The 14,993-nt window shown below is 60.7% G+C and carries 15 protein-coding genes; 14 read left to right on the forward strand and 1 reads right to left on the reverse strand.

Features of this window, described 5'->3' with window-relative positions; genetic code table 11:
* The first annotated feature begins 13 nt into the window (after positions 1–13).
* From der to ACFQ95_RS03735, 11 genes are all read left to right on the forward strand, one after another.
* A complete protein-coding gene (der, locus tag ACFQ95_RS03685; RefSeq protein WP_422829444.1) occupies positions 14–1,354 on the forward strand; it encodes a ribosome biogenesis GTPase Der in 1,341 nt (446 codons plus the stop codon).
* Between the two features lie 146 nt (positions 1,355–1,500).
* Positions 1,501–1,752: an RNA chaperone Hfq gene (gene hfq / locus ACFQ95_RS03690; RefSeq protein ID WP_422829445.1), complete on the forward strand. Its 252-nt coding sequence runs from the start codon at positions 1,501–1,503 to the stop codon at positions 1,750–1,752.
* Between the two features lie 80 nt (positions 1,753–1,832).
* Positions 1,833–3,011, forward strand: a complete 1,179-nt coding sequence (gene hflX, locus ACFQ95_RS03695) for a GTPase HflX (protein ID WP_422829446.1) — start codon at positions 1,833–1,835, stop codon at positions 3,009–3,011.
* A gap of 23 nt (positions 3,012–3,034) precedes the next feature.
* Positions 3,035–4,429 carry an FtsH protease activity modulator HflK gene (gene hflK, locus ACFQ95_RS03700; protein ID WP_422829447.1) on the forward strand — a complete coding sequence of 465 codons (1,395 nt, stop codon included), beginning with the start codon at positions 3,035–3,037 and terminating at the stop codon, positions 4,427–4,429.
* Positions 4,430–4,438: 9 nt separating this feature from the next.
* Positions 4,439–5,335, forward strand: coding sequence for a protease modulator HflC (gene hflC, locus ACFQ95_RS03705; RefSeq protein WP_422829448.1), 897 nt, complete (start codon positions 4,439–4,441; stop codon positions 5,333–5,335).
* A gap of 15 nt (positions 5,336–5,350) precedes the next feature.
* On the forward strand, positions 5,351–5,536 hold the full coding sequence (locus tag ACFQ95_RS03710) for a DUF2065 family protein (RefSeq protein WP_422829449.1): 186 nt from the start codon (positions 5,351–5,353) through the stop codon (positions 5,534–5,536).
* A gap of 145 nt (positions 5,537–5,681) precedes the next feature.
* Positions 5,682–6,830: an ATP phosphoribosyltransferase regulatory subunit gene (locus ACFQ95_RS03715; RefSeq protein WP_422829450.1), complete on the forward strand. Its 1,149-nt coding sequence runs from the start codon at positions 5,682–5,684 to the stop codon at positions 6,828–6,830.
* A gap of 14 nt (positions 6,831–6,844) precedes the next feature.
* Entirely contained in the window at positions 6,845–8,188 is a 1,344-nt protein-coding gene (locus ACFQ95_RS03720; RefSeq protein ID WP_422829451.1) for an adenylosuccinate synthase, read from the forward strand.
* Positions 8,189–8,315: 127 nt separating this feature from the next.
* Positions 8,316–8,840: a phosphoribosyltransferase gene (locus ACFQ95_RS03725; protein ID WP_422829452.1), complete on the forward strand. Its 525-nt coding sequence runs from the start codon at positions 8,316–8,318 to the stop codon at positions 8,838–8,840.
* A gap of 127 nt (positions 8,841–8,967) precedes the next feature.
* Entirely contained in the window at positions 8,968–10,200 is a 1,233-nt protein-coding gene (locus ACFQ95_RS03730; RefSeq protein WP_422829453.1) for a PLP-dependent transferase, read from the forward strand.
* A gap of 224 nt (positions 10,201–10,424) precedes the next feature.
* The gene (locus tag ACFQ95_RS03735; RefSeq protein ID WP_422829454.1) at positions 10,425–10,598 is read left to right on the forward strand and encodes a hypothetical protein; all 174 of its coding nucleotides are present in this window, start codon (positions 10,425–10,427) and stop codon (positions 10,596–10,598) included.
* A 72-nt stretch (positions 10,599–10,670) separates the two neighbouring features.
* Here the strand turns inward: ACFQ95_RS03735 and ACFQ95_RS03740 are convergent, their stop codons facing one another.
* Positions 10,671–11,336, reverse strand: coding sequence for an arylesterase (locus ACFQ95_RS03740; RefSeq protein WP_422829455.1), 666 nt, complete (start codon positions 11,334–11,336; stop codon positions 10,671–10,673).
* A gap of 15 nt (positions 11,337–11,351) precedes the next feature.
* On the opposite strand from ACFQ95_RS03740, the gene ACFQ95_RS03745 reads away from it, so the two are divergent.
* The 3 genes from ACFQ95_RS03745 to ACFQ95_RS03755 all read left to right on the forward strand — a co-directional run bounded on the left by ACFQ95_RS03745 (position 11,352) and on the right by ACFQ95_RS03755 (position 14,904).
* Positions 11,352–12,038: an ABC transporter ATP-binding protein gene (locus ACFQ95_RS03745; protein WP_422829457.1), complete on the forward strand. Its 687-nt coding sequence runs from the start codon at positions 11,352–11,354 to the stop codon at positions 12,036–12,038.
* Between the two features lie 67 nt (positions 12,039–12,105).
* The gene (rlmB, locus tag ACFQ95_RS03750) at positions 12,106–12,846 is read left to right on the forward strand and encodes a 23S rRNA (guanosine(2251)-2'-O)-methyltransferase RlmB (RefSeq protein WP_422829458.1); all 741 of its coding nucleotides are present in this window, start codon (positions 12,106–12,108) and stop codon (positions 12,844–12,846) included.
* A 267-nt stretch (positions 12,847–13,113) separates the two neighbouring features.
* The gene (locus tag ACFQ95_RS03755) at positions 13,114–14,904 is read left to right on the forward strand and encodes a ShlB/FhaC/HecB family hemolysin secretion/activation protein (RefSeq protein ID WP_422829459.1); all 1,791 of its coding nucleotides are present in this window, start codon (positions 13,114–13,116) and stop codon (positions 14,902–14,904) included.
* Positions 14,905–14,993: the final 89 nt, after the last annotated feature.

The following is a 14,993-nucleotide window of genomic DNA, read 5'->3' on the forward strand; positions in this document are numbered from 1 at the left end:
CGGAACAATTTTCATGAAACCAGTATTGGCCTTGGTCGGTCGCCCCAACGTCGGCAAGTCCACGCTTTTTAACCGCCTGACGAAATCACGCGACGCCATCGTCGCCGACTTCGCCGGTCTGACGCGCGACCGCCATTACGGCAACGGCCGTCAGGGCAAACACGAATACATCGTCATCGACACCGGGGGCTTCGAGCCCGACGCGAGCAGCGGCATCTACAAAGAGATGGCCAAGCAAACGCGCCAAGCCGTGGCCGAGGCCGATGTGGTGATTTTTGTGGTGGATGCGCGCGGCGGTCTCTCCGCGCAGGACCACGACATCGGCAACTATCTGCGCCGCTTGGGCAAGCCCACCTTGTTGGTGGCCAACAAAGCCGAAGGCATGACCGAAGGCCACCAGCTGTCTGACTTCTACGAGTTGGGCCTGGGCGAAGTGATGCCGGTTTCAGCCGCCCACGGCCAAGGCATGCGCAGTCTGCTCGAAAAAGCCTTTGATGCGCTGCAATTGCAGGAGCCCGAAGACGAGGACGACACCGTCGACACCAATGTCACGCGCCTGGCCGTGGCTGGGCGGCCGAACGTCGGCAAGTCCACGCTGATCAACGTGTGGCTGGGTGAAGAACGCCTGGTGGCCTTCGACATGCCCGGTACCACGCGGGACGCCATCACCGTGCCTTTTGAGCGCAACGGCCACAAGTTTGAACTGATAGACACGGCCGGCCTGCGTCGCCGTGGCAAGGTGTTTGAAGCGATCGAGAAGTTCTCGGTGGTGAAGACGCTGCAGGCGATTGAAACCTGCAACGTGGTGCTGCTCTTGATCGATGCCACGCAAGGTGTCACCGACCAGGACGCCCACATCGCTGGCTATATCCTGGAAAGTGGCCGCGCCGTGGTGCTGGCCATCAACAAATGGGATGCGGTCGACAGCTACCAGCGCGAATTGGTGCAGCGCTCGATCGAAACCCGTCTGGGCTTTTTGAAGTTTGCCTCGCTGCATTTCATCTCGGCTCACAAGCGCCAGGGCTTGGGCCCGTTGTGGACGTCGATCCTGCAGGCGCACAAGGCGGCCATGTGCAAGATGTCGACACCGGTGCTGACGCGGCTGTTGCTGGAAGCCGTGCAGTTTCAGACCCCGAAGAAGACCGGCATGTACCGTCCCAAGCTGCGCTACGCGCACCAGGGCGGCATGAACCCGCCGGTGATCGTGATCCACGGCAATTCGCTGGAGCACGTGACCGAGGCCTACAAGCGCTTCCTGGAAGGGCGCTTCCGTAAGGAGTTCAATTTGGTGGGCACACCCTTGCGCATCGAAATGAAAACCTCGGCCAATCCTTACGCCGATAAAGAAAAGTAAGCGCTCGGCCTGGCTTGGGGCTGCAGCTGTTGTTGCGATACAGTCTCAATAAATATCATGTGGACATTGTTGCAGTGCGGTATGTTTCGATAACGCTGTGGTAATGTCTAGTCCTCTCTAATCATTTCTTAAACACGGAGAATATCGTGAGCAACAAAGGGCAGCTTTTACAAGACCCATTTCTCAATACCCTGCGTCGCGAGCATGTGCCAGTGTCGATTTACCTCGTCAACGGCATCAAGCTCCAGGGCCAAATTGAGTCTTTTGATCAATACGTTGTGCTGTTGCGCAACACAGTGACGCAGATGGTGTACAAACACGCCATCTCGACCATTGTTCCAGGCCGCGCCGTGAATTTCACTGCGGCTGAAGAAGGCGCAGCAGACGCAGCCAACTGATCCCGTTCAACCCTCGGCGCCAAGCCAACGGCCGGGGGTGTTCGATTCCAGTTTTCTCACATTACGAGCGCACCGCTGACTTGAGTTCTATCGATTCGCCGGCTCAGCATCAAACACTTGCCATTTTGGTCGGTGTTGATCTGGGCCTGCCCCATTTTGACCAGGAGCTTGAGGAATTGGGCCTTCTGGCCCAGACCGCAGGCATGCAAGTGGCAGCCCGCATCACTTGCAAACGCCGCGCACCTGACGCGGCACTTTTTATTGGCAGTGGCAAAGCAGACGAAATCAAACTTCTGGCGCAAATGCATGGCGCTACCGAAGTTTTGTTTGACCAGAGCCTGAGTCCTGCGCAGCAGCGCAATCTGGAGCGGCACATGGAGTTGCCGGTCAACGACCGCACACTGCTGATCCTGACCATTTTTGCCCAGCGCGCCCGTAGCCACGAAGGCAAGTTGCAAGTGGAGTTGGCTCGCCTGCAATACCTCACCACGCGCCTCGTGCGCCGCTGGTCGCACTTGGAGCGGCAAAGCGGCGGCATCGGCATGCGCGGCGGTCCGGGTGAAAAGCAGATTGAGCTGGATAGGCGCATGCTGGGTGAGTCCATCAAGCGCACCAAGGAGCGTTTGCAGAAGGTCGTGCGCCAGCGCAGTACCCAGCGGCGTCAACGCAACCGGCGCGACACCTACACCATCTCACTGGTAGGCTATACCAACGCGGGCAAGTCCACGCTGTTCAACGCCTTGGTGAAAGCGCGGGCATATGCCGCTGACCAATTGTTCGCCACGCTCGACACCACCACGCGCCAGCTGTACCTGGGCGAGGCCGGGCGTTCGGTTTCCCTGTCCGACACCGTGGGTTTTATCCGCGACTTGCCACACGGCTTGATCGATGCGTTCCGTGCCACGCTGCAGGAAGCAGCCGATGCCGATCTGCTGCTGCACGTGGTTGATGCGTCCAATCCCAATTTCCCCGAGCAGATGGCTGAGGTCCAGAATGTGCTGCGCGAAATCGGCGCCGCCGATGTGCCGCAACTGCTGGTCTTCAACAAGCTCGACATGATGGATGCAGAGCGTCAGCCGCTCCAACTGCAGGACACCATGGAAGTCGATGGCCTGCAGGTGCCGCGCATTTTTGTCAGCGCACAAAAAGGCACTGGTTTACCGGCGCTACGATTGCAATTGGCCGAAATGGCCAAAGCTGCACTGAATGAATCCCCTGAAATCATTGAGGCCGATGTCCGTTTGGGCACAATCGAATAATGCTAACCAAGAGACTTGAACGAATGAACCTCCATCTGCGGCCCTTCAGCCTGGACGTTCTCGCCGGACGGATTCGAGGCATGTTCAACCTGAACGATCCCCGTTGGGGGCGAGGTGACGACAAGTCCAGCCAAGACGGCGATGGCAACGATGGTGATCGCCGTCCCGAGCCCCCACGCAACCAGCCGCCGCGTCAAAGTGGCCAAAACGGCAACGGCGGCAACAGGCCCAACCAAGGCCCCCCAGATCTGGAAGAACTCTGGCGTGATTTCAACCGCAAACTGGGTGGTTTGTTTGGCGGTACACGTGGTGCGGGTGGTGGCAACACCGGTGGTGGCGGAGGCGGTAATTACCAGCCCGACATGAAGAGCACCGGCGTAGGCTTGGGATTGATCGGTGGCGTACTGGTGTTGATCTGGCTGGGTACCGGCTTCTTCATCGTGCAAGAAGGCCAGCAGGCCGTGATCACGCAATTCGGCAAGTACAACTCCACGGTAGGCGCGGGCTTCAACTGGCGCCTGCCATACCCGATCCAGCGCCACGAGCTGGTGTTTGTGACGCAGATCCGTTCCGTCGATGTGGGCCGCGATTCCATCATCAAGGCCACCGGCCTGCGCGACTCGGCCATGCTGACCGAAGACGAAAACATCGTCGAAATCCGCTTCGCTGTGCAGTACCGCCTGAACGACGCTCGTGCTTACCTGTTCGAGAGCAAAGACCCGACCGGTGCGGTGGTGCAAGCCGCTGAAACCGCCGTGCGTGAAGTGGTTGGCAAGATGCGCATGGACTCGGCTCTGGCCGAAGAGCGCGACCAGATCGCCCCGCGTGTGCGCACTCTGATGCAAACCATACTCGATCGCTACAAGGTCGGTGTGGAAGTGGTTGGCATCAATCTGCAGCAAAGTGGTGTGCGCCCGCCCGAGCAGGTGCAGGCCGCATTCGACGATGTGCTCAAGGCCGGTCAGGAGCGCGAACGCGCCAAGAACGAAGCCGAGGCCTACGCCAACGACGTGATTCCGCGTGCCGTGGGTTCCGCCGCACGTTTGAAGGAAGAGGCAGCAGCCTACAAGGCGCGTATCGTGGCCCAGGCCGAGGGTGACAGCCAGCGCTTCCGCTCGGTGCTGGCCGAGTACCAGAAGGCGCCACAGGTCACGCGAGACCGCATGTATGTCGACGCCATGCAGCAGGTCTATACCAACGTCACAAAGGTGCTGGTGGATTCGCGTCAAGGCTCGAATCTGCTGTATTTGCCGCTAGACAAAATCATGCAGCAATCGGCGCAGCAGGGCGCAGCCGCCACCGTGGACGGCTCGGCGTCGAGTCAACCTGCGGCTGTGCCGGCAAGCGCCTTGCCAGCGATTAGCAACGATGCGCGTGTGCGTGACAACGCCCGTTCGCGTGACCGCGATGTGCGCTAGGAGAATTCTGTGAATCGAATTGGTTTTATTGCATCTTCCCTGTTGGTGCTGCTGGCACTGTTGAGTTCCACCCTGTTTGTGGTCGACCAACGCCAGTTCGGCGTTGTCTATGCCCTGGGGCAAATTAAAGAGGTGATTACCGAACCCGGTTTGAACTTCAAGTTGCCGCCGCCGTTCCAGAACGTCACCTACCTCGACAAGCGCTTGTTGACGCTGGACAGCACCGATGCCGAACCCATGTTGACTGCTGAAAAGCAACGTGTGGTGATCGACTGGTATGTGCGCTGGCGCGTCACCGAGCCGTCCGAATACATCCGTAACGTCGGCCTGGACGAACAAGCCGGTGCCAACCAGTTGAACCGTGTGGTGCGCAACGCGTTCCAGGAAGAAATCAACCGCCGCACCGTGCGCGACCTGTTGTCCACCAAGCGTGAAGCGCTGATGGCAGATGTGAAGCGCGAAGTGCTGGAGGCTGTGCGTGGTGGCGCCAAGCCTTGGGGTGTGGACGTGGTCGACGTGCGGATCACGCGTGTCGACTATGTGGAGTCGATCACCGAATCGGTCTACCGCCGTATGGAGGCCGAACGCAAACGCGTGGCCAACGAATTGCGTTCCACTGGCGCTGCCGAGGGAGAAAAAATCCGCGCCGATGCCGATCGTCAACGCGAAGTGACCATTGCCAACGCCTACCGCGACGCGCAAAAGATCAAGGGTGAGGGCGACGCCGAAGCTTCGCGCCTGTATGCCGATGCCTTTGGCCGCGACGCGCAGTTTGCGCAGTTCTACCGCAGCCTAGACGCCTACAAGGCGACGTTCAACAAGAAGAGTGATGTTGTTGTGGTCGATTCGTCGTCCGAGTTCTTCAAGAACTTGCGTGGCAACACTGGCGCGCCATCTGGCAAGTAAGCTGTCGCTGAAATCTTGCTTGAAACCTTTCTGTCCGCGCTAGGTTTGCTCTTGGTGCTGGAGGGGCTGCTGCCGCTGGTGGCCCCGCAGCGCTGGCGCAATATGTTTGAGCAACTGCTGCAGTTGCATAACGGGCAGATTCGTTTCTTTGGTTGCGCCAGTGTGTTGATCGGTTTGCTGGTGCTTTGGCTCTCGTCCTGAAGCTCTAAAATCCCCTAGAAACTGGGCCCTGCTGGGCCCAGTTTCATGTCGCCACCGGCATGGCCTGAACGCGTTCTAAGCCCCCAAAACAGCGGGGTTCGCCAAGCTCGGTACAATCTCGTTTTTAACAGTCTCCCGAAATTCCATGTCCGCTTGGGTCCTGCCGGATCACATTGCCGATGTACTGCCGTCCGAGGCCCGTCACATCGAAGAACTGCGTCGCGAGCTGCTCGACACCGCACGTGGTTATGGCTATGAGCTTGTCATGCCTCCGCTGCTGGAGCACCTCGAATCCCTGTTGACCGGGACTGGCGAGGCGCTGGATTTGCAAACCTTCAAGCTGGTTGATCAGCTTTCGGGCCGTATGCTCGGCCTGCGTGCCGACTCCACGCCCCAGGTGGCCCGTATCGACGCCCACTTGCTCAACCGCCAGGGTGTGGCACGTCTTTGCTACTGTGGCCCGGTGCTGCATGCGCGCCCGGACCGTCCCCAAGCCACACGTGAACCGCTGCAATTCGGTGCAGAGATCTATGGTCATGCCGGCCTGGAAGCCGACCAGGAAATTCTGCAGCTGGCACTTGACTGCCTGCGTGCGGCCAAGGTGCAAGGCATGCGTGTCGACATGGGCGATGCCCGTATCGTGCGCGGCCTGTTGGACGGCCTGACGCTGTCCGCACCTGTGCTGGCCCAGTTGAATGCCGCCCTGGCGGCCAAAGATGCCAGCACTCTGGCCGAGATCTCGGTTGATTTCCCCGCGGCCGTGCGCCAGGGCCTGCAGGCTTTGGTGCGCCTGTACGGCGACGTGAGTGTGTTGGCCGAGGCGCGCAAGCTGCTGCCCGACCATCCACAAATCCGCGCCGCTCTGGCTGATCTGCAGCGCCTGGGTGAACAGCTCAGCGGCGTGACCGTGGGCTACGATCTGGCCGATCAACGCGGTTACGCCTACTACAGCGGCGCGCGTTTCGCGGTCTACGCCGAAGGCGCGGGTGATGCATTGTTGCGTGGTGGCCGTTACGACGAGGTGGGGGCCGTGTTTGGGCGCAACCGCCCGGCCGTGGGCTTCAGCCTGGACATCAAGCAACTGGTTGCTGCCGTGGGCCCGCGCCCGCTGCGCGCGGCCATTCGTGCGCCATGGGGTGACGCAGTCGAACTGCGCGCGGCCATCGCCGAACTGCGCCGTAGCGGCGAAACCGTGGTCTGCGTGTTGCCAGGCCACGAAAGTGAAATCGACGAATTCCATTGCGACCGCGTGCTCCTGCAAGCGGCTGGCCAATGGACTGTGCAAGTTATTTGAGAACTCTAGACATCATGAATACTTCCAACAAACTGGTTCCTGGCCGCAACGTCGTCGTCGTGGGCACCCAATGGGGCGATGAAGGCAAGGGCAAGCTGGTCGACTGGCTGACCGAGTCCGCGCAAGGCGTGGTGCGCTTCCAGGGCGGCCACAACGCCGGCCATACGCTGGTGATCAACGGCGTCAAGACCGCCTTGCACTTGATCCCCAGCGGCATCATGCGCCCCGGCGTGAAGTGCTACATCGGCAACGGTGTGGTGTTGTCGGCGGCCAAGCTGTTTGAAGAAATCGAAGGCCTGGAAAAGGCCGGTGTCGAAGTGCGTTCGCGCCTGCGCATCAGCGAAGCCTGCCCATTGATCCTGCCGTTCCACGCCGCCGTGGACATCGCCCGCGAACAAGCCCGTGAAAAGTGCGGCACCGAGAAAATCGGCACCACCGGCCGTGGCATTGGCCCAGCCTACGAAGACAAGATTGCGCGCCGCGCCCTGCGTGTGCAGGACTTGAAGTACCCCGAGCGCTTCGCCACCAAGCTGCGCGAACTGCTGGACCTGCACAACTTCGTGCTGACGCAGTTCCTGCACGCGTCGCCCATAGACTTCGACACCGTCTATTCGGAGGCCATGCGCCACGCCGAGTTGCTCAAACCCATGATGGCCGACGTTTCGCGTGAACTCAACGAAGCCCACAAGGCCGGCGCCAACCTGCTGTTCGAAGGCGCACAAGGCACGCTGCTCGACGTGGACCACGGCACCTACCCGTATGTGACGTCCAGCAACTGCGTGGCCGGCAACGCCGCCGCCGGTTCTGGCGTGGGCCCAAGCTTGCTGCACTATGTGTTGGGCATCACCAAGGCCTACTGCACCCGCGTGGGTGGCGGCCCGTTCCCCACCGAACTCGAATGGGAAAAGCCAGGCACCCCCGGCTACCACATGAGCACGGTGGGCGCCGAGAAGGGCGTGACCACCGGCCGTAGCCGCCGTTGCGGCTGGTTCGATGCGGCCCTGCTCAAGCGCAGCGCACAAGTCAACGGTTTGACCGGCCTGTGTATCACCAAGCTCGACGTGCTCGACGGCCTGGATGAACTCAAGCTGTGCACCGGCTACAAACTCGATGGTGAACTGATTGACATCCTGCCCATGGGTGCGGACGACATTGCGCGTTGCGAACCGGTGTATGAAACCATCGCCGGCTGGACCGACTCCACCGTGGGTGTGACCGAGTACGCCAAACTGCCGCAAAATGCGCGTCGTTACCTGGAGCGCATAGAAGAAGTGACCGGCGTGCCAATCGCCATGGTCTCCACCAGCCCAGACCGCGACCACACCATCATGATGCAGCACCCTTACCAGGCTGCTTGATTCAGCTTAAAGAAAACATGCTTCTGATGCACGCCAATGCTACGGAGACAGCTCTCAATTTGGGAGTGATCCGGGCCGGTGTGTGCAGCGGCTTTTAATCCATCCCCGCGAAAGATAAGGCCCAGCCATGCTGACCGAAGACGGCAAACACTTGTATGTGAGCTACGACGAATACCACAACCTCATTGAAAAACTGGCGCTCAAGGTGCACCAGTCGGGTTGGGAGTTCGACAACATCCTGTGCTTGGCACGTGGTGGCTTGCGTCCTGGCGACATCCTCTCGCGCATTTTCGACAAACCTTTGGCCATCATGTCGACCAGCTCCTACCGTGCCGAGGCCGGCATGCGCCAAGGTTCGCTCGACATCGCGCGCTTCATCACCACGCCCAAGGGCGAGATTGCGGGCAAGGTGCTGCTGGTGGACGACCTGGCCGACACCGGCGTCACGCTCAACGCCGTGATCAACCAGCTCAAGACCAACTACCCGCCCATCAGCGAGTTGCGCAGCGCGGTGATCTGGACCAAGGGTGTGTCGACCTTCACGCCCGACTACTCGGTCGAATTTTTGCCCACCAATCCGTGGATCCACCAGCCTTTTGAAGGCTACGATGCCCTGCGCCCAGCGCAACTGCTGGAAAAGTGGAAACTTTGATCGGTTGACCCCAACCGACCCGGCGCCGTTTGATCGCGCCGGGCCCACAAAAGGTGGAGGAGGGTGTTGCGGTCGGTTCCAAGCCGCACATGCAGTGCCTGTTTGACGTCATTCAACGTGTTAGACCATGGCCAGCATTTCGACCGAACTCATCCACCACCCCTACACCCCGCCGGACAGCTTTGCCGCCCCGCAGCCGGGCGTGTTCAAGGCCTCCACGGTCATCTTCCCCAACGTGGCCGCCATGCGCGAGCGCGAGTGGAAAGACAAATCAGGCTACACCTACGGCCTGCACGGCACTCCTACCAGCTTTATCCTCGAAGAGCGCCTGTGCGCCCTTGAGGGCGGCACACAATGCCTGTTGGCACCCAGCGGCTTGGCGGCCATCGCCATCGTCTCGCTTGGATTGCTGCACACCGGCGACGAACTGCTGATCCCCGACAACGCCTACGGCCCGAACAAGACCTTGTCCGAAGGTGAATTGCGCCATTGGGGCATCACCACGCTGTACTACAACCCCATGGATCCGGCCGATCTGGCCGCCAAGATCAGCGACAAAACCCGCCTCGTCTGGTTGGAGGCTGCGGGCTCCGTCACGCTCGAATTCCCCGACCTGCCAGCGCTGGTGCGTGTGTGCAAATCGCGCGGCGTGACCAACGCACTCGACAACACCTGGGGCGCCGGCCTGGCGTTCCAGCCGTTTGACCTGCTGCCCGGCAGCGGCGAGACCCTGGGTGTCGACATTTCCGTGCATGCCCTCACCAAATACCCCAGCGGCGGTGGCGACGTGTTGATGGGCAGCATCATCACGCGTGACGCTGGCTTGCACATGCGGCTGAAGCTGGCGCACATGCGCCTGGGCATTGGCGTGGGTGTGAACGACGTGGAGTTTGTGCTGCGCTCGCTGCCCAGCATCGCATTGCGTTACCAGGCGCACGACGCCACCGCGCGCAAGCTGGCGCATTGGGCGCTGCAGCAGCCCGAGTTTGTGCAGGTGCTGCACCCGGCGTTGCCCAACTCGCCTGGCCACGCCCACTGGAAAACACTCTGCGCCCGCGGTGTGGACGACGTTGCTGCGGCCGGCCCAGGCAACGCCGCTGGCCTGTTCAGCGTGCTGATCGACCCGAGGCATACCTCGGCGCAGGTTGATGCGTTCTGCGACGCGCTCAAGCTTTTCAAAATTGGCTACAGCTGGGGCGGTCCCATGAGCCTGGTCGTGCCCTACGAATTGGCCGAGATGCGCACCACCTGGCCGGCCTGGCTGGCCAAAGGCACACTGGTGCGGTTTTCGGCTGGCCTGGAGTCGGCGGCCGACCTGCAGGCCGACCTGCAGCAAGCGCTGCAAAAACTGCATTCCTGATTCTTTTGCCCTGGGGCGCCGACCGGCGCCCGCAAGGACTTTTTGCTGGACACGCTCGGGCCCCTGTTGGCAGCCGTGGCGTGATGCGCTACTCTGGCGACGTGTCCGGTCTCTAATCGTCAATTCTTCGCCTAGCGAAGGCCGCGAGGTGGTCACAAAGCCCGATGATAGGGTGGTGGCCGCTAGCGGCTGGCGAATCCATTTTTTTATGAAAGAGAAACACCTTGGCTACACCCAACTACGGATACGAGAAACGCCAGAAAGAGCTGGCCAAGAAAAAGAAGAAAGAGGAGAAGCTGAAGGCCAAGGCCGAGCGTAAGACCAACCCTGACGGTTCACCTGCCGATCACACAGACGAACAGGAGCCCGGCCAGGACCAGCCGCCTGCGCAGCCTTGACCTTGCTGAGGCTGCGCTTTGGGCGCAGCCATCCTGGCCTTACTTTCGAGGCTTGGCTTTTTTGTCTGAGTGTTACGCCAGCAGCTTGCGTAGCGTGGGCCAGACGTTGTTCAGCATCGTGGGGTGCGCGGCTTCGGTGGGGTGGATGCGGTCGGCCTGGAACAGGCTGGCGGCGTCCGGCCCATCGGCCACGCCCTTCAGCAAAAACGGCACCAGCGCGGCATTCTGCGCCTTGGCCACTTTCTCAAACGCGGCGCTGAACTGACGCCCATAGTCGGCCCCGTAATTCGGCGGGATCTGCATGCCGACCAGCAGTACCTTGGCCCCGGCCTTTTGCGCCGCAGCCGTCATTTCCTTCAAGTTGGTTTCGGTCATCTGCAGTGGCAGGCCGCGCAGGGCGTCGTTGCCGCCCAGCTCTATCACCACATGTGTAGGCTTTACCGTCGCTAACAAATTAGGCAGGCGCGCGCGGCCACCCGAAGTGGTGTCGCCGCTGATGCTGGCGTTGTGCACCACGGCATTGATCTTTTCGGCCGCGATGCGCTGCTCCAATAAAGCGACCCAGCCGCTACCGCGCTTCAAGCCGTATTCCGCGCTCAGGCTGTCGCCCACCACCAGAATTGTTTTTTGACCCGCAGGCGCAGGCTTGGTGGTGGCAGCCACCGCCTTGGTTTGTGCGTGGGATACCCCCAGAAACAGGCCGGAGCTAGCCGCCGCGATAAAGTGTCTTCGTTTCAAAACCAAAGCCTTTCAATGTCTACATCACCCAGCCCAGCCATCATCGAGGTGCAACACGTTTCCAAATCGGTGACGGACTCAACCGGGACTTTGGACATTTTGCGCGATGTTCATTTTTCGCTCGCCGCACGCGAAACCGCAGCCATCGTGGGGGCTTCGGGTTCTGGCAAAAGCACGCTGCTGTCCATCATCGCTGGCTTGGATACCCCTACACAAGGCACGGTGCTGCTGGCTGGGCAAAACCTCTTTGGCATGAACGAAGACCAGCGTGCGGCGGTACGGGCGCAGAAGATGGGTTTTGTGTTCCAGAGCTTCCAACTCATGGCCAACCTCACGGCGATCGAAAACGTCATGCTGCCGCTCGAACTGGCTGGCCGCAAAGACTCGCGCAAGGCCGCCACCGAAATGCTGCAGCGTGTAGGCCTGGGCGCACGCCTGAGCCACTACCCCAAGGTGCTCTCTGGCGGTGAGCAACAACGCGTGGCCCTGGCCCGTGCCTTCGTGGTGCAGCCGGCCGTGCTGCTGGCCGACGAGCCCACCGGCAGCCTCGACTTCGCCACCGGCGAGACCGTGATGCAACTGATGTTCGACCTGAACCGCGAGCTCGGCACCACGCTGGTATTGGTGACGCATGACCGCAGCATCGCCGAGCGATGTACACGCCGCATCACGATTGAAGCCGGGCGTCTGGCGGCTGTTTAAGCTTCGCTTCAGCGCAGATTGAATGCGGCCAACCCAGCAATCTGTACAGCGGGGATAATCAGCACCCATGTCTTCCCCCAAAGTTCTGTTCGGCTTCCATGCCGTGGGCGTGCGTTTGAAAACCAAGCCCAAATCTGTCATCGAAATCTACTACGAGCCCACCCGGCGCGACGCGCGTATGCGCCAGTTCCTGGAGAAGGCCACCGAAGCCGGTGTGCGCCTGATCGAAGGCGACAGCGACCGCATCGCCAAGCTCTGCGGCAGCCACGGCCACCAGGGCGTGGCCGCACGCGTGGAGCCGCTGCCGCAGCAGAACTCGCTTGACGACCTGCTCGACAGCATCAGCGGCCCGCCCTTGCTGCTGGTGCTTGACGGTGTGACCGACCCGCACAACCTCGGCGCCTGCCTGCGCGTGGCCGATGGTGCTGGCGCCCACGCGGTCATCGCCCCGAAAGACCATGCGGCTGGCATCAACGCCACAGTCGCCAAGGTGGCCAGTGGTGCGGCCGAAACCGTGCCGTACTTCATGGTGACCAACCTGGCGCGCACGCTGGGCGAGTTGAAAGAGCGAAACATCTGGTGCATTGGCACCAGCGATGACACGCCCAAGACCATTTACCAGGTTGACCTGAAAGTGCCCGTGGCCCTGGTGCTGGGCGCCGAAGGTGACGGCATGCGCCAACTCACGCGCAGGACCTGCGACGAGCTGGTGGGCATTCCCATGCAGGGCGCGGTGTCCAGCCTGAACGTGTCGGTGGCCAGCGGCGTCTGCCTGTACGAGGCGCTGCGGCAACGTACGGTGGTGTAGCGCGGTGTCTAAAGCGCGGAGTGCTCCTCCGCGTGTCTTACTTGGCGCCAAGCTAGTGCGTTGGGCTTTTGCTGGCTCCTCCTGATGCAGTAGCGCGTCAGTGCAAGAAGCGTTTCTCGAAATGCCAATTTGTTCCTGATTTAATTGAATGCAGTTTTGTATTCTTATTTTTGACGGATCAACTTATTATTTTTTGTGAACAATTGAGTAATTAAAATTAAATGTGTATTCAATAATTTCTCCAGGGTTACATCCTTGGAGAAGTAAATGGATCACAGCAGACATGTAAGACCGGTGCTCTCCATCGCGCTGTGGTGCTGTGGCATCTTCGGTGCACTGGCGCAGACTGCAGCTTCGGTCCAGCCGTTTGTCGAAGAGCAACGGCAGCAAGAGAGACAAAGGGCGCTGCGCGAAAAACAGGAGCGATCGGTCCATGCGACCCTGCCCACGGTAACAGCGCCTGCAGTTGGGCTTCTCCCGGTCGACGAGACGCCATGTTTTGACATCGAGACGCTAGCACTCGATGGACCGCGGGCTTCAGAGTTTTCGTGGCTGCTGGTTGAGGCGCGGTACGCCAATCTGTCGGGTCAAGCCATTGAGGACAAACCCCAAGGTCGATGCCTGGGCACCCAAGGTGTCAATGTCGTGTTGGCGCGTCTGCAGCAGGCGCTGATTGCACGCGGCTGGATCACCACACGCGTGTTGACTGCACCTCAGGATTTACGGTCGGGCATCTTGCGCCTGACGCTGGTGCCGGGACGCATTGCGGCGATTCGATTCGTCGACGGTGAAAGTGCTGCGAGTGCTGCAAGTGCACCGCGCACGTCGGCGGTGGAAGGTTTGCCAGATAGCTTGCGCCATGCTTTGCCGATGCAAGCTGGCGATCTGCTGAATCTGCGTGATGTGGAGCAGGGGCTGGAAAATCTCAAGCGTTTGCCCACTGCCGACGCCGACATCCAAATCGAACCTTCGCAAGCACCCGGCGCCAGCGCTGGTGACAGCGATCTGGTGGTGCGTTACCGCCAAAAGTTCCCGTTGCGCGTCAACCTGAGTTTGGATGACAGCGGTACCCGCAATACCGGCAAAACCCAGGCTGGCATCACGCTGTCCTGGGATGGCCCGCTCCAGCGCAACGACTTGGCGTATCTGAACCTGAGCCATGACATTTGGAACCCTGGCGGGCGGGGCACGCAGGCCGTCACCGTGCATTACGACATGCCTTTCGGCAACTGGCTGTTGGGAGCGACGGCGAGCCAGAACGAGTACCACCAAACAGTGGCTGGTGCAAGCCAGCAGTACGTGTTCTCCGGGCAGACGCGCCAGGCCGAGGTCAAACTCGAGCGCCTGCTCTACCGCGATCAGCATCACAAAACCACGGCCTATGTGCGAGGTTTTCGCCGCGCATCCAACAACTACATCGACGACACCGAAATCGAAGTCCAGCGCCGTACGGTGAGCGGCTGGGAGCTTGGACTCGGCCAGCGTATGTTTCTCGGAGATGCCACCGTCGAACTCAACGGTGCTCACCGCCGCGGCACAGGTGCCTTTGGCGCGCTACCGGCCCCCGAACAACTTTTTGACGAGGGCACTGCGCGCTACCAGTTGTGGACAGCAGATGCCCGCGTGAATGTGCCTTTCAAATTGGCGGCCCAACACATGCGCTACACCGGCCAATGGCGCGCTCAATGGAATCACACGCCACTCAGTCCTCAGGACGGTTTTGCGATTGGCGGGCGGTATAGCGTGCGCGGCTTCGACGGGGAAACCAGCCTTTTGGGAGATCGCGGCTGGTGGCTGCGCAATGACCTGGGCTGGTCCCTGCCTAGCTTGCCAACGGCAGTTGCCGTTGAGGCCTATCTCGGCGTGGACATCGGCGCGGTCGGTGGTCGCATGGCGCGGCAGCTGAGCGGCCAGCATTTGGCGGGCGCGCTGCTGGGACTGCGCGGCAACGCCGGCGGTATGGGCTATGACATCTTTGTCGGTACCCCCTTGCGAAAGCCGCCCGGCTACACCACCGCCAGTACGACCTTTGGCTTTAGCTTGAACTTCAGCTTCTAACCACCAACGCTTGTTTGCGCCCACCGGCGTATGGGGATGTGCTTGCCCCAAAAGGCCCTGTGCGCGGCCCTCATTTCTTCATCAGGAAA

Origin of the sequence: Variovorax sp. HJSM1_2, assembly GCF_049316285.1 — a bacterium.
In the GTDB taxonomy this organism is placed as follows: Bacteria; Pseudomonadota; Gammaproteobacteria; order Burkholderiales; family Burkholderiaceae_C; genus Rhodoferax_B.